The organism is Kitasatospora sp. NPDC056446 (genome assembly GCF_042796115.1).
Classification (GTDB): domain Bacteria; phylum Actinomycetota; class Actinomycetes; order Streptomycetales; family Streptomycetaceae; genus Kitasatospora.
In genome coordinates this window covers 19,171-44,812 of record NZ_JBHTRF010000023.1, presented here as the reverse complement: position 1 = coordinate 44,812, position 25,642 = coordinate 19,171, and the positions used below count along the sequence as shown (strand labels likewise).

The 25,642-nt window shown below is 75.0% G+C and carries 19 protein-coding genes; 15 read left to right on the top strand and 4 right to left on the bottom strand.

The window, feature by feature from the left end:
• Window positions 1–68 precede the first annotated feature (68 nt).
• The 6 genes from ACFQ6N_RS16805 to ACFQ6N_RS16780 all read left to right on the top strand — a co-directional run bounded on the left by ACFQ6N_RS16805 (window position 69) and on the right by ACFQ6N_RS16780 (window position 7,239).
• The gene (locus tag ACFQ6N_RS16805; protein ID WP_380649762.1) at window positions 69–1,286 is read left to right on the top strand and encodes a cytochrome P450; all 1,218 of its coding nucleotides are present in this window, start codon (window positions 69–71) and stop codon (window positions 1,284–1,286) included.
• Between the two features lie 353 nt (window positions 1,287–1,639).
• Window positions 1,640–3,010, top strand: coding sequence for an ABC transporter substrate-binding protein (locus ACFQ6N_RS16800; RefSeq protein WP_380649761.1), 1,371 nt, complete (start codon window positions 1,640–1,642; stop codon window positions 3,008–3,010).
• 2 nt (window positions 3,011–3,012) lie between these two features.
• On the top strand, window positions 3,013–3,156 hold the full coding sequence (locus ACFQ6N_RS16795) for a hypothetical protein (RefSeq protein WP_380649760.1): 144 nt from the start codon (window positions 3,013–3,015) through the stop codon (window positions 3,154–3,156).
• A gap of 85 nt (window positions 3,157–3,241) precedes the next feature.
• Window positions 3,242–4,279, top strand: coding sequence for a carbohydrate ABC transporter permease (locus ACFQ6N_RS16790; RefSeq protein ID WP_380649759.1), 1,038 nt, complete (start codon window positions 3,242–3,244; stop codon window positions 4,277–4,279).
• The gene (locus ACFQ6N_RS16785; RefSeq protein ID WP_380649758.1) at window positions 4,276–5,280 is read left to right on the top strand and encodes an ABC transporter permease subunit; all 1,005 of its coding nucleotides are present in this window, start codon (window positions 4,276–4,278) and stop codon (window positions 5,278–5,280) included. Before ACFQ6N_RS16790 ends, ACFQ6N_RS16785 begins: the two co-directional genes overlap by 4 nt.
• 429 nt (window positions 5,281–5,709) lie before the next feature.
• On the top strand, window positions 5,710–7,239 hold the full coding sequence (locus ACFQ6N_RS16780) for a DUF4153 domain-containing protein (protein WP_380649757.1): 1,530 nt from the start codon (window positions 5,710–5,712) through the stop codon (window positions 7,237–7,239).
• Window positions 7,240–7,338: 99 nt separating this feature from the next.
• Here ACFQ6N_RS16780 and ACFQ6N_RS16775 read toward each other — a convergent pair whose 3' ends face one another.
• Entirely contained in the window at window positions 7,339–8,889 is a 1,551-nt protein-coding gene (locus tag ACFQ6N_RS16775) for an MFS transporter (protein WP_380649756.1), read from the bottom strand.
• A gap of 435 nt (window positions 8,890–9,324) precedes the next feature.
• Here ACFQ6N_RS16775 and ACFQ6N_RS16770 point away from each other — a divergent pair, with 435 nt between their 5' ends.
• The 3 genes from ACFQ6N_RS16770 (at window position 9,325) to ACFQ6N_RS16760 (ending at window position 11,600) form a co-directional block, all read left to right on the top strand.
• Entirely contained in the window at window positions 9,325–9,930 is a 606-nt protein-coding gene (locus ACFQ6N_RS16770; protein ID WP_380649754.1) for a TetR/AcrR family transcriptional regulator, read from the top strand.
• A 186-nt stretch (window positions 9,931–10,116) separates the two neighbouring features.
• Entirely contained in the window at window positions 10,117–10,815 is a 699-nt protein-coding gene (locus tag ACFQ6N_RS16765; protein ID WP_380649753.1) for a ribonuclease HII, read from the top strand.
• A 101-nt stretch (window positions 10,816–10,916) separates the two neighbouring features.
• Window positions 10,917–11,600, top strand: a complete 684-nt coding sequence (locus ACFQ6N_RS16760) for a hypothetical protein (RefSeq protein ID WP_380649752.1) — start codon at window positions 10,917–10,919, stop codon at window positions 11,598–11,600.
• 201 nt (window positions 11,601–11,801) lie between these two features.
• Here ACFQ6N_RS16760 and ACFQ6N_RS16755 read toward each other — a convergent pair whose 3' ends face one another.
• Both ACFQ6N_RS16755 and ACFQ6N_RS16750 read right to left on the bottom strand, forming a co-directional pair.
• The gene (locus ACFQ6N_RS16755; RefSeq protein ID WP_380649822.1) at window positions 11,802–12,506 is read right to left on the bottom strand and encodes a hypothetical protein; all 705 of its coding nucleotides are present in this window, start codon (window positions 12,504–12,506) and stop codon (window positions 11,802–11,804) included.
• A 391-nt stretch (window positions 12,507–12,897) separates the two neighbouring features.
• A complete protein-coding gene (locus ACFQ6N_RS16750) occupies window positions 12,898–15,096 on the bottom strand; it encodes a RecQ family ATP-dependent DNA helicase (protein ID WP_380649751.1) in 2,199 nt (732 codons plus the stop codon).
• 228 nt (window positions 15,097–15,324) lie between these two features.
• Between ACFQ6N_RS16750 and ACFQ6N_RS16745 the strand changes: the two genes are divergently transcribed.
• The gene (locus ACFQ6N_RS16745) at window positions 15,325–16,860 is read left to right on the top strand and encodes a DUF4192 domain-containing protein (RefSeq protein WP_380649750.1); all 1,536 of its coding nucleotides are present in this window, start codon (window positions 15,325–15,327) and stop codon (window positions 16,858–16,860) included.
• 31 nt (window positions 16,861–16,891) lie between these two features.
• Here the strand turns inward: ACFQ6N_RS16745 and ACFQ6N_RS16740 are convergent, their stop codons facing one another.
• Window positions 16,892–18,205: an alpha/beta fold hydrolase gene (locus ACFQ6N_RS16740; protein ID WP_380649748.1), complete on the bottom strand. Its 1,314-nt coding sequence runs from the start codon at window positions 18,203–18,205 to the stop codon at window positions 16,892–16,894.
• A 780-nt stretch (window positions 18,206–18,985) separates the two neighbouring features.
• Here ACFQ6N_RS16740 and ACFQ6N_RS16735 point away from each other — a divergent pair.
• From ACFQ6N_RS16735 to ACFQ6N_RS16715, 5 genes are all read left to right on the top strand, one after another.
• The gene (locus tag ACFQ6N_RS16735; protein ID WP_380649821.1) at window positions 18,986–21,106 is read left to right on the top strand and encodes a glycogen debranching N-terminal domain-containing protein; all 2,121 of its coding nucleotides are present in this window, start codon (window positions 18,986–18,988) and stop codon (window positions 21,104–21,106) included.
• Window positions 21,107–21,262: 156 nt separating this feature from the next.
• The gene (locus ACFQ6N_RS16730; RefSeq protein ID WP_380649747.1) at window positions 21,263–22,021 is read left to right on the top strand and encodes an NUDIX domain-containing protein; all 759 of its coding nucleotides are present in this window, start codon (window positions 21,263–21,265) and stop codon (window positions 22,019–22,021) included.
• A 338-nt stretch (window positions 22,022–22,359) separates the two neighbouring features.
• Window positions 22,360–22,530: a hypothetical protein gene (locus ACFQ6N_RS16725; protein ID WP_380649746.1), complete on the top strand. Its 171-nt coding sequence runs from the start codon at window positions 22,360–22,362 to the stop codon at window positions 22,528–22,530.
• Between the two features lie 358 nt (window positions 22,531–22,888).
• Complete coding sequence (locus tag ACFQ6N_RS16720; protein WP_380649745.1) at window positions 22,889–24,682, top strand: ATP-binding cassette domain-containing protein; 1,794 nt, start codon at window positions 22,889–22,891, stop codon at window positions 24,680–24,682.
• Between the two features lie 3 nt (window positions 24,683–24,685).
• Entirely contained in the window at window positions 24,686–25,591 is a 906-nt protein-coding gene (locus ACFQ6N_RS16715; protein WP_380649743.1) for a hypothetical protein, read from the top strand.
• The last annotated feature ends 51 nt before the right edge of the window (window positions 25,592–25,642 follow it).

Sequence of the window (25,642 nt, the reverse complement as noted above, 5' to 3'; positions counted from 1 at the left end):
GTCCGGCGCCCGTCGTCCGTCCGGCGCCCGGCACCTGCCGTCCGAAAGAGAACCGAAAGAGAGTTGCGATGACCGCTGCCCCGGCCCCGATCGTCCTCGACCCGCTGGCCCGTGACAACGCGGCCGAGGGCGCCCTGCTGCGGGCCGCCGGCCCGGTGGTGCCGGTCGAGCTGCCCGGTGGCGTGGCCGCCTGGGCGGTGACCCGGCACGCGGCGGCCCGCGAGCTGCTGACGGACGCCCGGTTGGTGAAGGACGCCGCGCACTGGGCGGCCTACCAGCGCGGCGACGTACCGAGGACCTGGCCGTTGATCGGCCTGGCGGTGCCCGGCCCGAGCATGGTGACCACGGACGGCGCCGAGCACCGCCGGCTGCGGGCCCTGGTCGCGCAGGCCTTCACCCCGCGCCGGGTGGAGCTGATGCGTCCGCGCGTCGAGGAGATCACCCGCGTCCTGCTGGACTCCCTGGCCGCGGCGGGTGAGGCGGAGGTGGACCTCAAGACGGCCTTCGCCTTTCCGCTGCCGATGACGGTGATCTGCTCGCTGCTGGGCGTGCCGGAGTCGGACCACGGCGTCCTGCGCGACCTGTACGAGCGGTTCTTCGGCATCAAGCCGGATCCGGCGGGCATCCAGGCGACCGTCGCCGGGCTGAACGCCTTCGTCAACGAGCTGGTGGCGCAGCGCCGTTCGGCCCCGGGTGAGGACCTGGCGAGCGCGCTGCTGGCGGCGGACACCGACGGCGGGGCGCTGACCGACGCCGAGGCGGCGGCCACCTTGCGGGTGATCATCGCGGCCGGCCACGAGACGACGGTGAACCTGATCACCAACGCGGTGCGGGCGCTGCTGGCGCACCCGGACCAGCTGGAGCTGGTGCGCTCGGGCCGGGTGTCCTGGGACGCGGTGGTAGAGGAGTCGCTCCGCTGGACGCCGCCGACCAGCAACTTCCTGTTCCGGTTCACTGCTGCCGACATCCCGGTCGGCGACGTGGTGATCCCGGCGGGCGAGCCCGTGCTGGTCTCGTACAACGCGATCGGCCGCGACCCGTCGCAGCACGGGGTGACGGCGGAGCTGTTCGACATCACCCGGGACCCGACCCGCCACCTGTCCTTCGGCCACGGCCCGCACGTCTGCCCGGGCACGCCGCTGGCCCGGCTGGAGGCGGGCGTCGCGCTGCCGGCGCTGTTCGAGCGGTTCCCCGGGCTGTCGCCGGCGGTGCCGGACGCCGAGCTGCGGCCGAGCGGGTCGCTGGTGGTGAACAGTCTGCGGGAGCTGCCGGTCCGACTGTTCTGACGCACGGCTGTCCTGACGCACGGCTGTCCTGATGTACGGCTGTCCTCACGCACGACTGTCCTGACGTACCGTCATGGCAAGGGCCCCGTCCGGGTTTCCGGGCGGGGCCTTCGACTTCTGGTGGCTGCGGTCCGGAGAACGCCTGGTCGCGGGTCACGGTCGGGACACCGGACGGTGAAGGTCGAACGTGGACCTTGGCGGCGGGCGGCGGCTGCGTTAACGTCTTCGATCAGTCCGGCCGCCGCCCGCTCGCGATCTCTGTAGGCCCATCTCCGGTACAGCGCAATGTCGTTCAGCCCACCCATCGGCAGCATGCCCTGGCGAGGAGAACCGCATTGACCCTCAATCCGACCGTGCCGAAACCGAGTCACCGCCGTCGTCTGGCCGCCGTGCCCGCCCTCGTCGCGGTGCTGGCGCTGACCGCGGCCTGCTCCAACAGCTCCGGCGGTTCGGGCGGCGGCGGGGGCGGTGCGGCCCAGTCGCTGTCCGGTGACTGCGCCAAGTACCAGCCGTACGCGGGCCATTCGGGTACGACCGTGACGATGTTCGCGTCGATCCTGAGCCCGGAGTCGGACAACCTGGAGAAGTCCTGGGCCGAGTTCTCCAAGTGCACCGGGATCAAGGTCAGCTACGAGGGGTCGAACGACTTCGAGTCGCAGCTGCCGGTCCGGGTGGCCGGCGGCAACGCGCCCGACTTCGCGATCATCCCGCAGCCGGGCCTGCTCGCGCAGATGGTGAAGAGCGGCAAGGTGGCGAAGCCGCCCGCCCAGACCGTCGCCAACCAGGACAAGTGGAGCCCGATCTGGAAGACGTACGGATCGGTGAACGGCACCTTCTACGCGGCCCCGATGAGCGCCAACATGAAGTCGCTGGTCTGGTACTCGCCGAAGGCCTTCAAGGCGGCCGGCTACCAGGAGCCGAAGACCTGGGCGGACCTGATGGCGCTCAGTGACCGGGCGGCCAAGGCGGGCGGCCCCAAGCCGTGGTGCGGCGGCATCGCCTCCGGCACGGCCACCGGCTGGCCGGCCACCGACTGGCTGGAGGAGGTGGTGCTGGGCTCGTACGGCGGCGAGGTGTACGACCAGTGGGTCGGCCACCAGGTGAAGTTCTCGGACCCGAAGATCACCACGGCGATGAAGACGGTCGCCGACTGGATGCAGAACCCGGCCTGGGTCAACGCGGGCTTCGGCGACGTGAAGTCGATCGCCACCACCACCTTCCAGGACGCGGGCACGCCGATCCTCGGCGGCAAGTGCCTCATGCTCCAGCAGGCTTCGTTCTACGAGGCGCAGTGGCCCAAGGGCACCAAGGTCGGCCCGGACGGGGACGTCTTCGCGTTCCACCTGCCCGCCGTGAACCCGTCCGTCGCCAACCCGGTCGAGGGCGGCGGCGAGTTCCTGGCCGCCTTCGCCGACCGGCCCGAGGTGCAGGCGGTGCAGAACTACCTGTCCAGCTCCGACTGGGCGAGCAGCCGGGTGAAGACCGCGACCGGCTGGGTCTCGGCCAACCAGGGCGTGGACAAGAGCCTGTACACCGACCCGATCGACAAGCTGTCCGCCGAGGCGCTGACCGACCCGGCGGCCACCTTCCGCTTCGACGGCTCCGACCTGATGCCGGCCGCGGTCGGTTCCGGGCAGGAGTGGAAGTCGCTGACCGCCTGGTTCGCGGAGGGGCAGTCGATCCAGAAGACCGCCGCCGACATCGACGCGGCCTGGCCGCAGTAGCCGTGGCCGTCGTGGCCGTCGTGGCGGTCGATCCGACGGCCGCGGCCATCGCAGTCACCGCGGCCACCGCGGCCACCGCGGCCACCGCAGTCACCGCAGTCACCGCGGTCACCGCGGCTGACGTGCCGGCCCGGGCCGGCACGTGACCGGGACCACCTGTCGAGGGCGGTGCGGGGCCACCCACCCGCACCGCCCGCCCCCTTCCCACCACAGCAGAAGGGACGCGCGGCCATGCCCGTATCCGGATCACCGTCATCCGCCGCAGTGCTGGCCGCCGAGAGGCTGGCGGCCGGCTCCTGGGGCGACGCGTGGGTCAAGTTCTCCAACACCTTCGGCGCCGTCGCCGGCTTCCTCGGCATCCTCCTGGTGGTCTTCACGATCGCCGGGCGGTCCCGGGGCCGGCTGGCCCGCCCGCTGGCGGTCGCCGTGTTCCTCGGCCCGGCGGTGCTGCTGCTGGGCGTCGGCCTGGTGGTACCGCTGGTCCGCACGGTCTACCTGAGCCTGCAGAGCGACGACGGCAGCCGGTTCGTCGGCGGCGAGAACTTCGGCTGGGCCCTGACCTCCGACTCGGTGCAGAAGGTCCTGCTCAACACCCTCTTGTGGCTGGTGGTCGCGCCGCTGGTGGCGACCGGGCTCGGGCTGGTGCTGGCGCTGCTGGTGGACCGGATGCGCGGCCAGTCGGTGTACAAGTCGCTGATCTTCATGCCGATGGCGATCTCGCTGGTCGGCGCCTCGATCATCTTCAAGTTCGTCTACGAGTCGCGGGGGCCCGGGCAGCCGCAGATCGGCCTGCTCAGTCGGCTCGCCGTCGCGGTGGGCTGGGACGACCCGCCGAACTGGATGCTCTCCCAGCCGTTGAACACCTTCCTGCTGATGGCGGTGCTGGTCTGGGTGCAGACCGGCTTCGCGATGGTGGTGCTGTCGGCGGCGATCAAGGCGATTCCGGACGAGGTGGTGGAGGCTGCCCGGCTGGACGGCGCGGCCGGGGTCCGGCTGTTCTGGTACGTCACCGTGCCGATGATCCGCACCACCGTGATGGTGGTGCTCACCACCGTCATGATCATCACGCTCAAGGCCTTCGACATCGTCCGCACCATGACCGGCGGCAACTTCGGCACCCAGGTCCTGGCCAACGAGATGTACTCGCAGTCCTTCGTGCAGTTCGACACCGGCCGGGGCAGCGCCCTCGCGGTGATCCTCTTCCTCGCGGTGCTGCCGCTGGTGGCCTACAACATCGTCCAGCTGCGGAAGGAGCGTGAGGTGCGGTGACCCCGTCGCGGAAGACCTCGTCGCGGGAGACGTCGGTCCGGAAGACGTCGGCGCGGAAGACCTCGGTGCGGGAGACGTCGGTGCGGAAGGCCGCCGCCCCTGCCGGTCCGACCCGGAAGGCCTTCAGCAGCCCGCTGGCCTCGGTGTTCGTGATCGCGACGACGGTGCTGTGGACGATCCCGACGCTCGGCCTGCTGGTGACCTCGCTGCGGCCCAAGCAGGATGTGACCTCCAGCGGCTGGTGGGACGCCTTCCTCCACCCGGACCTCGGCCTCGGCAACTACCACTCGGTGCTGTTCGAAGGCGGCTCCGGTGCCTCCACCGGCCTCCTGCCGTTCCTGGTGAACTCGCTGGCGATCAGCGTCCCGGCGACCGTCTTCCCGCTGGTGCTCGCCGCGATGGCGGCCTACGCGCTGGCCTGGGTGCGGTTCCGGGGCAGCGACGCGGTGTTCTTCACGGTGTTCGCGCTGCAGGTGGTGCCGCTCCAGATGGCCCTGATCCCGCTGCTGCGGCTGTTCTCCGGCGGCGCGCACCTCGGCGCGCTGACGCTGGTCCCGGCGGTCGACCTGAAGGGCAGCTACCTGCCGGTCTGGCTGGCGCACACCATGTTCGCGATGCCGCTCGCGGTGTTCCTGCTGCACAACTTCATCGCCCAGCTGCCGCGTGACCTGATGGAGGCCGCGGTGGTCGACGGCGCCTCGCACTTCAAGATCTTCCGCTCGATCGTGCTGCCGCTGAGCGCGCCGGCGCTGGCCTCGTTCGCGATCTTCCAGTTCCTGTGGGTCTGGAACGACCTGCTGGTCGCGCTGACCTTCGCGGGCGGCACGCCGGAGGTGGCGCCGATGACGGTCCGGCTGGCGCAGTTGTCGGGCTCCCTCGGCGGGCGCTGGGAGTTGCTGACGGCCGGGGCGTTCCTGTCGATCATCGTGCCGCTGATCGTCTTCTTCAGCCTGCAGCGGTACTTCGTCCGTGGGCTGCTGGCGGGATCGGTGAAGGGGTAGCCGGCGGGGGGACGGCGGGGAAGTCTGCCATGGCCAGGAGGTTCTGAACATGTTCAGAAGCAACTTTTGAACTTGTTCAGAATGGTCTACAGTCGGCGATGACGGCAGCGCCCAGCGCGCCCGTCGGCGGACTGCCCCGAGGGCGGCTTCCGCGTGCCCGTCGACCACTGAGGGGGACTCATGCCAGGCCTGCCCACGCCTGCCCAGTCCGATCCGTCCGACCCGTCAGGCCAGGCCGGTCCGTCCGTCGCGTCCGACCCGTCAGGCCTGGCCGGTTCGACCGGACCGGCCGGTGAGGTCAGTCCGGCCGGTGAGGTCAGTCCGGCCGAGTCGGCCGATCCGTACGCGCGGTTCGATCCGTACCTTTCGCACGGTTCGCCGGTCTCATCCGCCCCGCCCGACGACGGCCGGCGCCCCTGGCAGTCCGGCGTGCCCGTGTCGGACGCCGGGGGCTGGCTGCGCCCCAGCGACCCCGAACGCCGGGCGGGCGCCACGCCCCGGGTCGTCCTGTTCGCCCTGCTCGCCGGTCTGCTGACGGCCTGGCTGCTGTACGACGGCATGGGGGCCAACCTGCTGATCTGCGGGGCCGCCACCGCCGTCGGAGCCGGCTTCGCTGCCCGTGCGGCCTCCCGCCGGATCCGGCCCTGGACGGCCGCCTGGAGCCTGCTCGCCCTCGCCCTGCTCGCCGTGCCGACCCTGTGGGACGCCGGCCGGCCCACCCTGCTCGCCGTCGCCTGCGCGCTCGGCCTGGCCTCGCTGGCCCTGCACGGCGGACGCCGCTGGGCGGGCGTGCTGTTCGCCCTGCCCGGCCTGCTCTGGCACCTGGTGCCCGCGACCGGGTGGGCGTGGACCAGCATGGAGGGGCGCTCACCGGTCGAACGCGACCGGATCGTCCCGGTGCTCAAGGCCCTCGCGGTCGCCGCCGTCCTGCTGACCGTCTTCGGCCTGCTGTTCGCCGGGGCCGATGCCGGCATGGCGGACCTGCTGGACGGCCTCACCCCGCACCTCGACCTCGACCAGCTCCCGGCGCGCGGACTGCTCTTCGCGCTGGGGACGTTCACCGCGCTCGGCTTCGCGCACATCGCGGCCGGCCCGCGCCGCTGGGACCGGACGGTGATCCGGCCGGGCCGGGAGCGGCGCCGACTGGAGTGGGCGCTGCCACTCGTCGCGCTCGACCTGATGTTCGGCGTCTTCGCGGTGATCCAGGCCGCGGTGGTGCTCGGCGGTGCCGACGCCGTACTGAGCAACACCGGGATGAGCCGCTCCGCGTACGCCCGCCAGGGCTTCTGGCAGCTGAGCGTGATCACCGCGCTGACCCTCGTCGTGGTGGCCGTCGCCAAGTGCTGGGCGCCGCGCAGCACCGCCGCCGACCGCCGGGTGGCGCGGATCCTGCTCGGGCTGCTCTGCGTGCTCGCGCTGACGGTGGTCGCCTCGGCGCTCGGCCGGATGTGGTTCTACGTGGACGCCTCCGGGCTCACCTCGTTGCGGCTCGGGGTGCTCGTGGCCGAGATCTGGCTGGGCGTCGTCTTCCTGCTGCTGATCACCGCCGGGCTGACCGGCCGCACCGGCTGGCTGCCGCGCGTCGTCGTCCTCAGCGGAGTGCTCACGGTCGCGGTGTACGGGCTGATGGGCCCGGACGCGATCGTCGCCCGCCAGAACGTCGACCGGTACGAGCAGTCCCTGCGGACGGACCCGCACACCGCGACCATCGACCTGCGCAACGTCCGCCTGCTCTCGGCCGACGCGGTGCCCGCCCTGGACCGGCTCCCCGAACCGCAGCGGAGCTGCGCGCTGCAGCTGATCGGGCGGGACCTCGCCGGGGAGTCGAAGCCCTGGTACGCGACCGGCGCCTCGGTCGCCCGGGCCCGGGAGATCCTCGCGGAACGGCCGCCGGTGGACTCGGCGCTGATCGGCCGCAGGTCCTGCGACCGGGTGGGGCCGGGGTTCGGGGTCCGGTAGGCCGCCCCCTCGGGAAGTGGGGCGGGACAGGACGGAGAGAGCGGAAGGGCCGGCCGGGAGCGTGCTGCTCCCGCCGGCCCTTGGTGTCGTGGCGGTGTCTCAGTGCATCGCGACGGCGCCGGAGTCGCCGCTCGGCAGGTCGCTCGCCTTGGCCTTGATCACGAAGACCGAGACCACCAGGGCGACCGCCGCGAGCGCGGCACCCACGATGAAGCCGTGCGAAATGCCCTGGGTGAGCACGGTGTTGGCGGCGTCCGTGCCGGGCGGGAACTCGTGGTGCTGCTGGAGGTAGGCCAGCTGGTCCGGGCTCGCGCTCTCCATGAACTTCGGCAGCTGCGTGGCCGCCTCGGCCGTGGCGTAGTGCGCGAAGACCGTGGTCAGGATCGACAGGCCGAGCGAACCGCCGATCTGCTGCATCGAGTTGAGCAGGCCGGAGGCGGCACCGGTCTCCTCGCCCGGGACGCCCGCGACGGAGAGCAGCATGACCGGGACGAAGATCAGGCCCATGCCGAAGCCGAACACCACCGTGGGGCCGAGCACCCCGTCCACGTAGCCGCTGTCCTTGCCCATCTGGGTCAGCCAGCTGAGACCGATGGTGACCAGCAGCGCGCCGCCCGCCATGAACGGCTTCGGGCCGTACTTGGCCTGGAGGGTGGACGCGACCTGCGCGGCGATGATGATCGAGACGCTGATCGGAAGGAAGGACACCCCCGCCATCAGCGGGCTGTAGCCGAGCGGACCCTGCACGAACAGCACCACGTAGAAGAAGATGCCGAACATGGCCGCGGCCAGGCAGAGCATCATCACCAGGCCGCCGGTTCGGTTGCGGTTGGCGAACAGGTGCATCGGGGTGATCGGCTGGTCGGTGCGGTTCTCGATCACGAGGAAGGCGGCCAGCAGGATCGCGCCGACCGCGAAGGAGCCGAGCGTGAGGCTGTCGGACCAGCCGTCCGAGGCCGCCCGGATGAACCCGTAGACGAGGCCGACCAGGCCGAGCGTCGAGGCGAAGGCTCCGGGCAGGTCGAAGCGGCCCGGGTGGCGCTCGGACTCGGCGATGTAGCGCGGCGCGGCGATCGCGATCAGGATCGCGATCGGCACGTTGACGAAGAACACCCAGCGCCAGTTCAGGTACTCGGTGAGCAGACCGCCGGCCAGCAGGCCGATCGCGGCGCCCGATCCGGCCACCGCCGAGAACACGCCGAACGCCTTGTTGCGCTCCGGCCCCTCCTCGAAGTTGGTGGCGATCAGGGCGAAGGCCGTCGGCGAGCAGATCGCCCCGCCGATGCCCTGGAGCGCGCGGGCGGCCAGCAGCAGGCCGCTGTCCTGGGCGAAACCGCCGAGCAGCGAGGCCAGGCCGAACAGCAGGGTGCCGAAGATGAACACCCGGCGGCGGCCGAGGATGTCACCCGCGCGACCGCCGAGCAGCAGCAGCCCGCCGAAGGTCAGCGTGTAGGCGTTGATGACCCAGGACAGGTCGGTGGTCGAGAAGTTCAGCGCGTCCCTGATGTGCGGCAGCGCGATGTTCACGATGGTCGCGTCGAGCACCACCATGAGCTGGGTGGCCGCGATGACGGCCAGGGTGATGCCCTTGCCCCCGCCCTTTCCGGCCTGCGGTGGTGAGTTCTTGCTGAGCGTGTCGGAGATAGCCACGAATGTGCCCCCTGCTGGCTATGTGCTCGGTGCTGTGGACCCGGCGGACCGTCGGTGTCCGGGTGTGGCGATGCGCCCTTGCGCAGACCGAGAAGGAACGGGATCGTTCACTAATCGGGACGATATCCTGGGCTTGATTGTGAACGCAAGCGTTCCTTAAGGATGGTGGCGGTGGAGCGGTTGGTGCGGCGCCTGGTGGCGGACCGGTCCGGTCGGTCGTCGGGCAGGTCCGCGGGCGGGTCGGCCTCGCCGGCGGCCTCGCAGGGCGCCCCGGCAGGCTCGGCAGGCTCGGCCGGGGCGGGGATCTGTGGTGTCCCGGGCGGGTCGGGCGTCCCGAGTGTCCCGGGTCTCGCGGGCCTCTCGGGAGTCTCGGGAGTCTCGGGGATCTCGGGAGTCTCGGGGGTCGAGGTGGGGCCGGAGGCGGCCCTCTGTCCCGTGCGGGCCGCGCACCAGGCCCTGACGCGGCCGGGGCGGCGCCGGGGGAAGGAACTGGAGGACGCGATCTTCGCGGCCACGCTCGACCAGCTCACCTCCGGCGGATACGCGCGGCTGACCATGGAAGGGGTCGCCGGCGCGGCACGGACCGGGAAGGCCGCGCTCTACCGGCGCTGGGCGTCCAAGGACGAACTCGTCATCGACGCCCTGGACGCCACTCTTCCACGCCCTTACGACACCCCCGACCTCGGGTCCGCGCGAGACGAACTCCTCCGGCTCATCGAGGCGTTCACGGCTGCGGTGGCCTCCCGGGTGGGTGCCGCCCTCCACGCGCTGATGGCCGAGATCGACCAGGAGCGGGCCGAGGCCTTCAAGGGCTTCATCGAGGACCGGGTCATCCAGCCGACCACGGCGACCATCCTGGAGATCCTCCGCCGCGGCGCCGAACGCGGCGACGTGCGCCCCGGCGCGGCCACCCCGCTCGTGGCCGACGTCATCCCGGCGATGCTGCTCTACCAGGCCAAGATCCGCGGCTTCCAGGACATGGGACCGGACTTCGCCGCCAGGCTGGTGGACGAGGTGCTGCAACCGATGATCCGCGCCTGAGCCCGGAGCCTTGAGGCCCGAGACCCGAGACCCGAGACCCGAGACCCGAGCCCTGAGGCCGGGCGCCGGTACGGCTGGCGGGGCGGGGTGGGGTGCGGGTCGGGGCATGGGGCCGGGGTAGGGGCGGATCCGGCCGCCGTAGGGCGGGCTTAGGCTGGAGGCTGCCCCAGCTGAACGGAAGCCGCCATGCCCATCGTCCCGCCGACGCACTCCGTCGAACGCTCGCTCCGCCGGGCCGGCGCCAGGATCGTCGTCGGCCTGGACGAGGTCGGGCGCGGCGCCTGGGCCGGACCGGTCACCGTGGGTGCCGCCGTCACCGGTCTGCGCAAGGCGCCCGAGGGGCTGACCGACTCCAAGCTGCTCACCGAACTGCGCCGCCAGGCGCTCGCCCCGGTCCTCGCCGACTGGGTCACCGCGTACGCCCTCGGCCAGGCCTCGCCGCAGGAGTGCGACGAACTCGGCATGACGGCGGCGCTGCGCCTGGCCGCCGTCCGCGCCCTGGAGGCGCTGCCGGTCGAGCCCGACGCGGTGATCCTGGACGGCAAGCACGACTACCTCGGCGGCCCCTGGCGGGTGCGGACGGTGATCAAGGGTGACCAGTCCTGCGTCTGCGTCGCCGCCGCCTCGGTGCTCGCCAAGGTCCACCGCGACGGCCTGATGGCCGAACTGGGCGAGGGGTGCCCGGAGTACGGCTTCGCGGCCAACGCCGGGTACCCGTCCCCGGTGCACCGCGCAGCGCTGGAGGAACTCGGCCCCACGGAGCACCACCGGCTCTCCTGGGCGTACATGGACGGACTGCCGAAGTGGCGCCATCTCAAGCGCGTTCGGGAGGGCGCGGGCGGGAGCCAGGGATCCGCCGACGAACAGTTGACACTCGGTTTCTGACGGTCCGTCTGGAATTGCCCCGAGTGGGGGCGGCAGGTGTCCGGTGCCCAATGGGTGGGGCGCCCGTGCGCGTTCGACCGGCATTTGATAGATATCCGGGTATGCCTGTCTTCCCCGAGGAGTCGGAGATTCACGAGAGCCTCCCGGGCCCCGGCGTTCCCTTCCCCCGCGAGTCGGACGCACAAGCCCTTCGCACGCCTGCCACCGGCAGCGCGCCCACGCCCGCACCCACCACCACCGTCGCGGCCCCGGCTGCGGTGCCCGGCCCCCGCCCGGCGCCCCCGCAGCCGGTCCCGCCGCGCGCCGCCCGGCCCGGTCCGCCGCGGTCGGTCCCCAAGCCCGGTCCGGCGCCGCGCCGCCCGGCCCCCGTCACACCGCAGGTGGAGATCCGGCGGATCGCCGCCACCCCGGTCCAGGCGGTGGAGCGCGCCGACGACGCGGTCGACCTGCTGCTGGACTCCGGCCGCAGCCCGGGCGAGATCCTGGTGCTGACGGTCGGTGAGGCGCACCCCTGGCAGCAGCACGAGCTGTCCTTCGGCGAGGAGCGCTACTGGGCGCAGCTCGCCGACGGCGGGGACGTGTTCTACGCGGACGCCGCGCTGAACCGTCCGGTCCGCCGCGAGGCGGTCGTCCTGGTCGTCAACGGCGGGACGCCCGCCCGGGCCGCCGAGGCGTACACCGAGGCGCTCGGCCGCGCGACCGCCCTGCTGGTGGTCTGCGGTGACGCGGGCCCGTCCGCCCCGGAGGCGGCCGGAGCCGCAGCGGGGCGCCGGGCCAGGGCCTGATCGCAGCTCGTTCCCGTTTCCCGTTTTCCCGTTTCCGGGCCCGGTGCCGTGCGCACCGGGCCCGCATTCCGTTCTGCGGCTGTCGGATGGACGGACGGTCGGCCGCCGTCCCGGAACCGTCCCGGAGCCGGCCTCGTGCGGGCGTGTAGGCGGTGCGTCCGGCGGGTCCGGCAGCCCGGCCGTCCGGCGGGTCAGGCGGCCTCAGCGGGTGCCGGTGCGGCGGGTCGGCTCGGCCGCCGCGACCCGCGCCGGGATCCACGGGGGGTCGGACTGCGCGGAGCGCTGCGCACCGGCGCCCTGCTCGGGCTGGTCGGCCGGCTCCAGGCCGGTGCGCCGGCCGCGCGGGGCCTCCAGGGCCGAGCGCGGCGGCAGCTCCGTCACGGTGTGCACCGGCCCGTCCGCCCATGAACCCGCGTGCGGCTTGCGCCCGTTCCGCCCGTCCCCGAGGATCTGCCAGCCCGCCGGGGTGAGCCCGATGTACGCACCGCAGCGCAGCCCGTGCAGCATGGCCGCGTCCCGCAGCGCCCACATCCAGGCGCCGTCCTGCTCCGTCCAGCCGGGCGCGCCGTCGCGGCAGCGCAGCAGCACGGCCGTACGGGTCGGCTCGGGCAGTCGCAGGTCGTGCGGGACGATCCGGCGCAGGTTCGCCAGCAGGGCGTTCCGGTGCTGCCAGCCGTCGCTGTCGTGCGGCCAGGGGGTGAACGAGGCCGAGGCGGCCAGGTGGTGGAGCGCGTCCAGGACGGCGACCACGACCGTGCCCGGCTGGGGCAGGTGGCGCTGGTGCAGCTCCAGGACGAACTCGCGGGGGTCGCGCAGCAACGGGATCCCCGAGGCGGCCCAGGTCTCCTGGTCCAGCACCCGTCTGGGCGTCGAACTCCCGGAGAGGGGATTCTGACCTCGGTCGATGCCGTTGATCACGATCCTCCTTCCTGGCCCGCGAGTACGCGGAGCCATGGGTACGCCGAGGAGCGGGTCCGGCGGACCGAGTTTCGGGTACCTCCCAATTCTCGGGGCATCGGGGGCAGGGCGGCAACGATGAAATGATGAACGCCATCCGATAGTCCATGGTCTGCCGGATATGTTCCACGGTCGCCCGCGCGCCGCCGGGATGGCGCCAGGCCTTGATCCACAACGTCCGAAGCATGACGTGGGCCGTCGTCGGCACGGTGACCACTCCTTTCTCGGGCGGGCTGACCGGTGTGATCGAAATCGCTTGGCTTGATCCTTTCTGTTAGGCCATTCGAGTGAAGGCCGATACTCCCCTCCGCTCCTTCGGCGGCGTTGCGCCGCCGTCCCGTCACCCCTGCACGGCCAGCACCAGCGGCAGCACCGCGCTCGCTCCGGCCCGACGCAGCAGCCGGGCGGCCACGGTGACCGTCCAGCCCGAGTCGACGAGGTCGTCCACCAGCAGTACGGGGCCGCCGGCGGTCGCCACGGCCTGCTCCACCTCGGGAGGCAGGACCAGTGCCCCGGCCAGCGAGTGCAGCCGCTGGGCGCTGTTGCTGCGGGCCCCGTGCGGCGGCAGCCCGCCGGCGTACTCGATCCGCCCGAGCAGCGGCAGCCGCCCGATCTCGGCGATCCGCGCGCCGAGGCTGCCGACCAGCTGGGGCCGGCCCGAGGAGGCCATGCTCACCACGCCGACCGGCCGGTCCAGCCGGGCGCCCTCGGTCGTTGCGGGCCCGGCCCAGCCGCCCGGCCCACGGGCCCAGTCGGCGAGCACCGCCACCAGTGCGTCCACCGCCTCGCCGGGCACCGGCACGTCCGGAGCCTGGTCGGCGAGCAGCGCGCGGAGCCGGTTGCCCCAGCCGATGTCGGACAGCCGGCCCAGCGCCCGACCGGTCTCGGCCTGCTCGCCGGCGGGGATCCGGCCCTTGAGCGGCACCCCGAGCGCGTCCATCCCGGTCGGCCAGAGCCGGCGCGGCTCGAAGCTCACGCCCGGTCGGCCGAGCGCGGCCCGGGCGGCGGCCAGCGCCTCGGCGGAGACGTCCGGGGTGTGCAGCGGCCCCGCGCAGTTGTCGCACCGCCCGCACGGCGCGGCCTGCTCGTCGTCCAGCTGCCGGCGCAGGAACTCCATCCGACAGCCGGTGGCCGCCGCATACTCGCGCATCGCCCGCTGTTCCGCCTCCCGGGAGGCGGCGACCTTGGCGTAGCGGGCGGTGTCGTATTCCCAGCTCTGCCCGGTGGCCGTCCAGCCGCCCTTGACCCGGCGGACGGCGCCGTCCACGTCGAGCACCTTGAGCATGGTCTCCAGCCGGGCCCGGCGCAGGTCCACCCGGGGCTCCAGGGCGGCGGTGGAGAGCGGGCGCCCGGCCTCGGCCAGTGCGTCGATGGTGCGGCGCACCTGCTCCTCCGGCGGGAAGGCCAGCGAGGCGAAGTAGCGCCAGATCGCCTCGTCCTCGCGGCCGGGGAGCAGCAGCACCTCGGCCCGGTCCACGCCGCGCCCGGCCCGGCCGACCTGCTGGTAGTAGGCGATCGGCGAGCCGGGCGAGCCGAGGTGCACCACGAAGCCGAGGTCCGGCTTGTCGAAGCCCATGCCGAGCGCGGAGGTGGCGACCAGTGCCTTGACCCGGTTGGCCAGCAGGTCGGCCTCGGCGGTGCGGCGCTCGGCGTCCTCGGTGCGGCCGGAGTAGGAGGCCACCGGGAAGCCGCGCTCGCGCAGGAAGGCCGTCACCTCCTCGGCCGCGGCGACCGTCAGGGTGTAGACGATGCCCGAGCCGGGGAGCCGGTCGAGGTGGTCGGCGAGCCAGGCGAGCCGGTGCGCGGGGTCGGGCAGGGCCAGCACGCCCAGGGTGAGGCTCTCCCGGTCGAGCGGCCCGCGCAGCACCAGGGCGCGCTCGTCGGCGGTGCCGGTGCCGAGTTGCTCGGCGACGTCCGCGGTGACGCGGGCGTTGGCGGTGGCGGTGGTGGCCAGCACGGGGACGCCGGGCGGCAGGTCCGCGAGCATGGTGCGCAGCCGTCGGTAGTCGGGGCGGAAGTCGTGCCCCCAGTCCGAGATGCAGTGGGCCTCGTCGACCACCAGCAGGCCGGTGGAGGCGGCGAGCTTGGGCAGTACCTGGTCCCGGAAGTCCGGGTTGTTCAGCCGCTCGGGGCTGACCAGCAGGATGTCGACCTTCCCGGCGGCGACCTCCGCCTGGATGTCGTCCCACTCGTCGGTGTTGGCGGAGTTGATGGTGCGGGCCTGGATGCCGGCCCTGGCCGCCGACTCGACCTGGTTGCGCATCAGGGCGAGCAGCGGCGAGACGATCACCGTCGGGCCGGAGCCGCGGGCCCGGAGGAGGGCGGTGGCGATGAAGTAGACCGCGGACTTCCCCCAGCCGGTGCGCTGGACGACCAGGGCACGGCGGTGGTCGACCACGAGGGCCTCGATGGCTGTCCACTGGTCCTCGCGCAGGGCGGCGCCGGGGCCGGCGAGCTCGCGCAGGACGGCCTCGGCCCGCGCCCGGACCTCGGCGCGGTCGGTGGCGGTGGCGGTGGTGTGGATGTCGGGCTGCTGCATGGCGTCCATGTAACCCCGTGCCGCCGACAAGGGGCGAATGCCGAGGGGGCGCCGCAGCGCACGGCGGGGTGTATTTCATCCGCTGATCCGCTGAACGGCAGTCAAAATCCACTCTGCGGAGTGAGTGTCGCTTGCTCCGATTGAGTGAAGGGAAATTCGGAGCCGGAGTTATCCACAGAAAAAAGTCGGTTCCGGTGCGGTTCGCGGATTCCGTCCACTCTTGCGGCCATGAACGCGATGAACAACGAACACGTCATTCTGTCCCTCGGCCCGGCCTTCGAGCACCGGCCGGTCGTCATGCGCGGTCCGGCCGACATGGCCGAGCTGCTTCCCTACTTCCTGGGGTTCTACCCCGACGACAGCATCGTCGCGGTGGGCCTCCAGGGCCCCGACCTGCACCAGGGCGGGGTGATCCGGGCGGACCTGCCGGGCTCGCCCGCGCAGTGGCCGGCCGCCGCGGAGGAGACGGCCGCCCTGCTGGTCGCCCTCTCCGAGCGGCACGGCGCCACGCCGCTCCAGGTGCTCGTCTACCTCTGCCAGGATCCCGGCACGGCCCACGCGCCGCCGGTGGTGGACGGCCTGAAGCCGCTGGCGGACGACCTCCGGGCGGCCTTCGGGCGGCGGGGGGTCGCGGTCAAGGAGTCGCTGTGCGTCTCGGGCGGCCGCTGGTGGTCCTTCCTCTGCCGGGGCACCGGGTGCTGCGATCCGGCGGGCAATCCGGTGCGGCGCGGCCCCGGTCCGGGCCCGGCGGCCGCCGCCGCGACGGTCGCCGGCCTGGTGCCGCGCGGCAGCCGGAAGGCGATCATCGGCGGGCTGGTCCCGGTCGGCCCGCCGGAGGCCGCCGCGCAGTGCGAGGCGCTCGCCCGGGCCGAGCCGGGCGCGGACGCCCTCTCGCAGGCCCAGGGCATCGGGCTGCTCGACCAGGCCGTCGCCGAGTTCGCGGCCGGGGCGCGGGAGCTCGACGCGGACCGGACGGCCCGGCTGCTGTTCGTCCTGCGGGACCGGACGGTCCGGGACCGCGGCGTCGAGTACGTCCGGCCCGACGAGCTGGCTCCCGCCGAGCGGCTCTGGCGCTTCCTCGCCCGCCGTGCCGTCCCCCCGTACGAGGGCTGCGCGGTGGCGCCGCTCACCCTGCTCGCCTGGTCCTCCTGGGTCGCCGGGGACACCGCGACGGCCCGCGTCGTGCTCGGTCACGTCCTGCGGCTCACCCCGGGCTACCTGCTGGCGGAGCTGCTCTACGAGTCGCTCAACGACGGCATGACGCCCGACGCGCTGATGGCCGCCGTGGAGGCCCAGCGGCGGCGGCGCGAGCAGCGCACGCCGGACCCGGACCCGGATGGCGAAGCGGGCGGCGACCCGCGACCGCCCGCCGCCCCGGCAGCCCCGGCGGCGCAGGCACCCGCCGCCCCGGCGGACGAGGTCGCGGGGCAGCGGTCCGACCGGGCCGCGGGAGGCCGCAGGCGCCGCCGGGGCGGCCGTCGCAAGGGTTCCGCGGTGTCTGCTCCGGCCCCGGCCGAGCCCGCCCCGGGCGGCTCCGGGGGCCCGGCGCCGGACGGGAGCACTCGCGGGTCGGCCGCCCTGCTGCCGCTTCGCGGGCGGGCCGCGGCGCCCGGGAGCGCGGGGGTCACCGGGGAGCGGCCCGCCCGGAGCCTGCGGCTGGGGCGGGCGGCGGTGTGCGTGCCCGCCGCCGCCCGCGCCGGGACCGGCCTGCACCGATGCCGTGGCGTCCGGCGGGCGGCGAAGGGAGGCAGCCGTGCCCGCTGACCTGTTCGCCGCCGCACCGGCCCGTCGGCCGCTACACCTCGCCGTGCGCCATCTTGATCAGACGGTCCAGCACCTTGCCGCCGCTCGCCCGCAGGCCGTCGTGCTCCCACTCGTTGGTGACCCAGGTCCGCAGCCCGCGCACCGCGCGGGCGGTCTCCAGCGAGTCGGCGGTGTCCACGTACATGTCGTCGTGGTAGACGGCCGCCACGACCGGCACGCTGTTCGCGGCGAGCCGCGCCCGGTCGTACAGGTCGGGCCAGTCGGTGCGGGCGGCGAGCAGGTCCGCGGTCTCCTTCAGCGGGCGCAGCGCCGGGTCGGTGTCGAACATCCAGGGGTAGATCATCTCCCCGGTGAACAGCACCGGCGCGTCCGACTCCAGCGCGGCCCGGGCGTCGAACTGCGGGAACTCCTTGCGCAGCCGCTCGGCGGACCAGGCGGTGCCGCCCTGGTCCACCGACCGCTGGCCGTAGATCGACTCGTGCAGCACCGCGTACAGCGGTCCGCCCGCGAAGGAGAGCTGGGCCTGGGCACCGGCCAGGAAGGTGTCGGAGAGCTCGGGCCCGGCCGTCCCCTCGACCCAGGCCTCCTCCAGGAGGTAGTGCAGGACGCCGGAGCCGCTGCCGCCGCCGAGCAGCAGCCCGAGGGCCTGGAACGCCTCGACGGTGAGCAGCCCGCCGTCCGGCAGGGCCGCGGGGGCGTCCGCGAGGTGGGAGGCGATCCGCCGCACCGCCTCCACGTCCTGCGGGAACCGGGCGTAGTGGTCCTCGTTCTTGCGGACCACGCGCGGGTAGGCGGCGCGGTAGACGTCGTCGGCCGAGCTGCCCAGGCCCGCCAGGCCGCCGGTGACGAAGGCCTCGGTCAGGCCCTCGGGAGCGATGGAGAGGTAGGTGAGGGTGCAGAAGCCGCCGAAGCTCTGTCCGAGCACGCTCCAGCGGTGGTCGGCACCGAGCAGCCGGGTGCGGATCAGTTCGGCGTCCCGGACGATCGAGTCCGCGCGGAAGTGGGCCAGGTAGTCGGCCTGCTGCTGCGGGCCGCCGCGCCGGGCGAGGGTCTGCCGGGTCGCCGGAGTGGAGCGCCCGGTGCCGCGCTGGTCGAGCAGGAGCACCCGGTAGTCGTCCAGGGCGCGCTCCAGCCAGGAGTCCCGGCCGAGCGGGCGGGCGGCCTTGCCGCCGGGCCCGCCCTGGAGGAAGAGCAGCCAGGGCAGGTCGTCCCGCTCGCGGCCGACGGCCACCACCTCGCGGGCGTACACCTCGATCTGCTCGCCCTGCGAAGCCGCGTGGTCGAGGGGCACCTGGAAGACGTGGTCGGTCGTGACAATCCCGGGCAGCCGGCTGACGGTGGACATGCAACTCCTCGGTGTCTGCTGGTCACAGCGATGGCGTCGCGGTTCACGGGGTCACCGGGTGCGGGGGCCGCGACCCCCGCACCGTATCCTGGCGGCGGTCGAGCGCCGGTTCGATTGTCCCCGTCCACCGGATCGGGCGGCGGAGCCGGCCGGCACCGGGCCCGAGCCGCACCGGTGACAGCCCGGTGAGCCCGGGGCCGGACCCGGGCCGCAGGCGGCGACGGGCCCGAGGCGAGGCCCCGGAGAACCTCCGGCGGACCCCTCGGGACCACCCCGCGAAGCAGCGCCCACCCGGTGGCGGCCGCACCGGGGCGTGACCTGGCGGCGGTGCGCGGCGTTCACCCCGGGGGCCCTGCGCCCGGACGGAGCCCGATCGGCGCCCGCCCCGGGCGGACCGTCCGTCCGGCGGCGCGGGACCCGCCCGCCCCGGGCAGCGGCCGTCGGACACGTACGGCGCCGGAGCCCGGCCGCCACCGGGGCCCGGTCGGCCCGGCCGGCAGGGCCCGCGCGGGAAGGACGTCACCGGCATGCCGGGGCACCGGACCTGACGGTGGGCCGGGCGCGGTGCCGGGCCGGAGGCCGAGGCACGGCGCGCCGGTACCGGCCGGGTGCCGGGTACCGCATGGCACGACCCGCCACCGGGTACGGCCAGACACGGCACACCCGCCGACGGGCAACCCCGCCGGCCTGGCACCATCAGCACACGATCGAGCATGCTCGCGGCCCACCGGTCAGACCCGGCCACCGGACCGCCCAGGGGAGGAGAGTCCGGTGACCGCCATGAGGCCACCACAGGCCATGCCGGCCGAGAGCGTGGTCGGCGCGCCGAGACCGGTCGGGCGTCCCGACCCGGTCCCGCCGGCCACGCCCGCGGGCGCACCCGCCGGCCCCGGCCGGCCCGCGGCCCCGCCACGCCCGCAGCCCCCCGCCGTCCACCACGCGGTGATCTGCGTCAACGCCCCGGCGATGGCCGCCTCCGGCCCCGACGGCCAGCTGCGCGGCCACGGCCTGCACGGCTTCTACCGCAACGGCGTCCGGGCCCTCGCCCGGATGGAGCTGCGGCTGGGCGGCATGGAGCCGCTGCCGCTCCAGGGCGCCCTGACCAGCACCGCCCAGGCCCGCTTCCTCGGCGCCGTCCGCCTCCCCGGAGACCTCGACCCGGACCCGGCGCTCACCGTCGAGCGGCTGCGCCACGCGGACGGCGTGGAGACCATCGTCGTGCGCAACACCGGCGCCCGGCCCGCCCGGCTGCCGCTGGAGATCGCCGTCGGCACGGACCTCGGCCCCGTCGCCGAGATCGCCGCCGGGCACCGTCCGGCCGACCTGCCGGGCCAGGTGCAGTCCGCCGGGCTGCGCTGGACGGGCCCCCTGCACAGCGCGGTGGTCAGCGCCAAGCCCTCCCCGCACGCCGTCCTGGCCGGCGCCGGGGTGCTCCGCTGGGACCTGGAGGTCCAGCCCGGAGCGCGCTGGTCGGTCGAACTGCGCACCGAGCTGGAGAGCGCCGCCGCCGGCCCGCGCCCGCCCGGCGGACGCGGCACCGGCGTCCCGCTGCCCTGGTCCGAGCCGGAGGTGCGCAGCGACGACTCGCGTGCCGCCCCGCTGGTCTCCCGCTCCCTGGACGCCCTCGGCGGGCTGCTGTTCGCCGACCCGGACCGCCCGACCGACCTCTACCCGGCCTCCGGCGCGCCCTGGCGCTTCGGCCTCGCCCCGGCCGACGCGCTCTGGGCCGCGCGGCTGACCCTGCCGCTCGGCACCCGGCTGGCCGCCGGCACCCTCCGGGCACTGGCCCGCCGTCAGCAGCTCGCCCCGGCCCCGGGCCGCACCGGGGGACTGCTGCCGGGGGCCCTGCGGCACGGCGGCCCGGAGCTGCCGCCCACCTGCACCGCCACCGAGGCCACCCTGCTGTTCGTCACCGTGCTGGCCGAGTCCTGGCGCTGGGGCCTGCCCCGGGCGGAGGTCGCCGAACTGCTCCCGGCCGCCGAGCGGGCCCTGGCCGCCCTGCACGAGGGCCTGGTCGACGGCTTCGTCACCGACCTGAGCCGCCCCGTCGAGGAGCGCTCGGCCCATCCGGTCGCCGCCCGTGCCGAGGTCCAGGCGCAGGCCCACCGCGCGGCCCTGCACGGTGCCGAGCTGCTGGAGGCCTTCGGCCGCCCAGGGGCCGCGGACTGGCGCAGCTGGGCCGCCGAACTGCGCGGGCGCTTCCGCGAACGGTTCTGGATCGACGACCTCTCCGGCGGCCGCCCGGCCGCCGGGCTGGCCCCGGGCGGCCAGGCGCTGCCCGCCGTCGCCTCCTCGCTGGTGCACCTGCTGGACACCGGGCTCGCCGCCGACGGCGGCCGGCACGAGAGCCTGCTGGACCGCGAGCAGACCCGGCTGCTCGCCCAGCGCCTGGTCGCGCCGGAACTGGACAGCGGCTGGGGCCTGCGCACCCTCAGCGCCAAGTCCCCGCGCTTCAACCCGCTGGGCCACCGCGGCGGCGCGGTGCGGGTCCACGAGACCGCCTTGGCGATCGCCGGACTGGCCGAGGCCGGTCACGAGAACGAGGCCGGCACCCTGCTGGAGGGCCTGCTTGCCGCGGCCGCCCACTTCGAGGGACGGCTGCCGGAGATGTACGCGGGGGAGCAGCGCACCTCCGGCTGCCCGCCCGTGCCGCACCCGGCCGCCTGCCGCCCGGCGGCGGTCTCCGCCGCCGGTGCCGCGCACGCGGTGTTCGCCCTCGCCGGGGTCCGGCCCGACGTACCGGGCGGCCGGGTCCTGGTCCGCCCGGCCAGCACCGCGCCGCTCGGCGAACTGGAACTGACCGGCCTGCGGGTGGCGGGCGAGCCCTTCTCGGTCCGGGTGAGCCGGATCGGCGTCGCGATGGTGGAGGAGGCCTCCGCGGACCTGCAACTCGCCCGTTGAGGACCCGGCGCCGGTGACACCGCATCGGTGGGATCGCCCCGGTGGCCCGCCGTCCGCCCGTGCGCGAACCGTGCCGGGCGGGCGGGGCACCGGCCGCAGGTCCGCCCGTGCGCAAGGCCTGTGCTTATCGTCAGAGAGACGACTATGATCGTCGCCATGTCGCGTTACGATCCGTCGGCCTTTCCCCCGTTCGCTGTCACGGTTGACCTCGTGGTGCTGACGGTGCGCGACCACTCGCTCTGCGCCCTGCTGGTCAGACGGGGCGAGCCGCCCTTCCAGGGGTACTGGGCGCTGCCGGGCGGCTTCGTCCGCCCGGACGAGGGTCTGGCCGAGGCCGCCTCCCGGGAGCTGGCCGAGGAGACCGGTCTGCGCGCGCACTCCGCCCCGGGCCACGAAGCGATCGGCCCCGGTGCGGCCGGCGCCCACCTGGAGCAGCTCGCCACCTACGGCCACCCGCAGCGCGACCCCCGGATGCGCGTGGTGAGCGTCGCCTACCTGGTGCTCGCCCCGGACCTGCCGACGCCCCGGGCCGGCGGCGACGCCAGCAGCGCCCGCTGGGCCCCGGTCGGCGAACTCCTCGGGGAGAACCCGGCCGACGGCGTCCCGCTGGCCTTCGACCACGGGCTGATCCTCGCCGACGGTGTGGAACGCGCCCGCTCCAAGATCGAGTACTCCTCCCTCGCGACCGCCTTCTGCCCGACCGAGTTCACCGTCGGAGAGCTGCGCCGGGTCTACGAGGCGGTCTGGGGCGTGGTGCTGGACCCGCGGAACTTCCACCGCAAGGTCACCGGAACGCCGGGCTTCCTGCTGCCCTCCGGTGGCACGACGACCCGTCAGGGCGGCCGTCCGGCGCAGCTCTTCACCGCCGGTGGCGCGACCGTCCTCAACCCGCCCATGCTCCGCCCGGAGGCCTGAGCCCCGGGCCCGGCCGCCGAGCCGCGCCCGGCCGCGCCCGCTCGACCGCGCACTGCGCGGCCGTGCCCGTGCCGCCCTGTCCGCGCCGCCGTGCTCCGGCCCCGCCCCCGGAGGTCGGCGGCCGGGCAGCCGAACGGCCTGGTCCGGCTGCGGGGGCGGGGCCACCGGCGCACAGTGTCGGTGGACGCTTCGGCCGCCGGGCCGAAGGCCCCCGGACCCCAGGAGCCCGCGATGGCCCTCACGGACTGCGCCGACCGGCGATCGCTCATCGACGGGCTGGCGGCCGACTACAGGGCCCTCGAAGCGACCACCGCAGCCACCGAGCGGGAACTGGCCGGGTGCGGGCCGAGCGGGCCGCGCCCGAGACGGTCGCCGCCGTGCAGGAGAGGCTGGCCGCCGAGTACGAGCAGCTGGGTCAGGCCGCCGTCGAGGGCCGGGCGGCCGTCGACGGGTTCCGGGCGCTGTGTGGTGACGAGAAGCTCCCGCCCCTGCCCTGGCCGTCCCGGTAGGAGCGGCGGCCGGGCGCGGCAGCGTCCCCGGCCCGCGTCGCCGCTCCGCCGTGCCCCGGCCCGCGTCGCCGTGCCTTCGCCCCGGGCCGCGACGCCGCTCCGCCGTGCCAGCCGATCCGCCGCGCCGGCCGTGCCGGCCGCGACGTCCCTCGACCGGTCCTGCCCGTGAATCGCAGGATCGGATTTTCCCCTGATCGGGTGAGGTGGGCAGTCGGTGGGCCCGTGCCGTTCCCGTAATGCCCGGAATAGCCGCCGCCGCCCCCTAATGTGCTGGCGCGGAGCCGTGCGGGTGTACGCCGGCCCATCAGGGGGCGCTCCGCGTCGAGCAGGTCGGCCGACGGCATGGGAGCAGCCAGCGATGATCCAGATCACCGGACTGACCAAGGTCTACCGCAAGGGCGCTCCGCCTGCGGTGCTGGATCTGACCTTCGACGCCCGGCCCGGGATGGTGACGGCGCTGCTCGGGGCCGAGGGCGCGGGCAAGTCCACCGCGTTGCGGCTGATGCTCGGACTCGAACGCGGCCAGGGCGTCACGCTCTTCGACGGCCGCCCCTACCGTCGTCTGCGCCGTCCCGAGCGCGAGGTCGGCGTGCTGCTGCCCGGCCCGGGCGAGGGGGTGGCCGGGCACCCGGGGCGCCGGGCGGACAGCCATCTGCGGATGCTCGCCGCGGCGGTCGGCGTCCCGGCGCGGCGGGCCGACGAACTGTTGGAGCAGACCCGGCTGGCCGCTGTCGCCGGGCAGCGGATGCGCACCTTCTCGCCCGGCATGCACCGCCGCCTGGCCCTGGCCGCCGCCCTGCTCGGTGACCCCGGCACGCTGCTGCTGGACGCGCCGGCCGAGGGCCTGTCGCCGCGCAACGTCGAGTGGTTCCACTCCTTCCTGCGCTCGTTCGGTGTCGCGGGCGGAACGGTCCTGGTGACCACCCGCACCCCGCAGGAGGCCTCGCAGCTCGCCGACCGGGTCGTCACCCTGGACCGCGGCCGCCTGGTGGCGGACCAGCCGGTGACGGAGTTCCGCCGGACCAGGCTCAGCCCCGAAGTGGCCGTCCGGGGGCCGCAGATGGCGCGACTGGCGGACCTGCTGGTGAGTCAGGGCGCCGAGGTCCGTCGGGACGGTAGCGTCGGCCTCGCGGTGGCCGGCATCGACCGCACCGAGATCGGCGAACTCGCCTACCGCCACGGGATCCTGCTGCACGAGCTGGCCGACCGGGTGGTCGAGCAGCCGGCGCCCCGGGCGGTCCTGCCGGCCGCCTCGGGCCGCTCCGGCCGCGTCCGGGTCCGCCGGGCCGCGGACGTCGGCCCGGACGTCGGCCCGGATGCCGGGGCTGATGCCGGCCCGGGCAGCGCGTCGGAGACCGCACCGGGCTCGGAACCGGGCACCGGACCTGACCTCGGAGCGAGTCCGGTGCCGGGCCCCGGCCCGATCCGTGAGCCCGTTCGGCCTTCCACCGCCGAGCCCTCCCCTGCGGCCCCGGCTCCCGCTGCCCCGGCCGGGGCAGCCGTTCCCCGGCCCGTCACCGAGCCGGTCGTCCCGGCGGAGCCCCCAGCCCCGGCCCCCACCCTCGCCCCGGCCCCCACCCTCGCCCCGGCCCCCACCCTCGCTGCCCCCGCCGCCACCCCCGCCTCCGCTCCCGAAGCCGACACCACCCCGCAGCGCCGGGCGCCGCGCCCCCAGCACGACGCATCACTGCCGACCCGTGCCCTGCCCGTCGCCGTGGTCGCCGCCACCCTCCCCGCCGTCCTCCCGGCGCTCGGTGCCCCCGGCTCCGGTGCGCCCGCTCCCCGGCCTGCGGCCCCCCGACCGGAGACCCTTCGGCCGGAGACCCCCCGGCCGGAGGCCCCGCGACCTGCGGCACCCCGGCCCGTGGCACCCAGGCCCGCGTCCTCCCGCTCCTCCCGCGCCGCCCGCCCGGTCCAGCCCGTCGAGCCGGCTCCCACCGTCGCCGTCGACCGGCTGTTCCGCGACGACCCGGCTCCGGCCGAGGCGGCCGCGCCGCCGGCCGGGGTCAGGGCGCCGGTCCGCCGTGGGAACGCCGACCTGCTGACCGACGACACCGTCCGCCTCCGCCGCCTCGGCTCGGGCGCGACCGCCGCCTCGGCCCCCGCGGCCCCCGCCACCACCGCCACCACCGACGACCACCGGAGCGAGTGAACCGTGCGTGTCCTGGCCTACGAGCTGCGCCGTCTGCGCAGCCTGCGTTCCACCTGGCTGCTGCTCGCCGCCGTGCTGCTCGGCGACGCCGCCGTGGCCGCCGTCCTGGCGAGCCAGGCCCCGGACGGCCCGCTGGCCGGCTCCGCGGGGGTGCGGCTGCTGACCGCCGCCGTCCCGCTGGTCCCGCTGCCGTTCGCGGCCCTCGGCGCGGGCGTGCTGGGCGCGCTCTCGTACGGGCACGAGGTGCGCCACCCGGGGCTGCCGGCCTCGCTGGTGTCGTACCCGCGCCGGGTGCGGCTGCTGCTGGCCAAGCTGGCGGTGGTGGGCCCGGTGGCGGCGTTCCTGGCGCTGGCCACCCTGCTGCTCGACGCGGTGGCCGTGCACCTCGCGCTGCCGGACGGGACGACGGTGGCGGCGTGGGCGGATCCCGCCGCGCTGTCGCCGGTCGCGTCCGAGGCGCTGGGCCGCGCCGGGCTGTCCGGGCTGTCGGACCTGCCGGGCGCCTTCGCCCCGCTGGCGCCGGCGGCCGGGCACGGGGTGCCGGCCGCGCTGCTGGCGTTCGTCCTGGTGGCCGTCGTGGCCGGCTGGACCGGTGTGCTGACCGCGTCGCTGACCCGCAGTGCCGCCGCCGGGGTGCTGCTGCTGTGCGCGCTGCCGCCGCTGCTGGAGTCCGGCGTCGCCCTGCTGCTGCGCCGGACCGGGCGGCCGTGGCCGGCCCGCGCGTCGGAGCTGCTGCCCTTCCAGTCCGGCGTCGAGTGGGCCTACGGCTGGGTGTACGGCGGGGCGCGCGGGGCGGTGGCCGGGAGCGCGGCGCTGACGGACCCGGCGCTGCTCGCGGCGGTCGCGGCCCCCGGGGTCGTCCTGCTGCTCGCCGCCCTGCTCGTCCAGGCCCGCCGTCGAGCCCTGTAGGGCCCGTTCCGGGGCGTCGGCCGCCACGATGAACCAAGATCGACCAGCAGT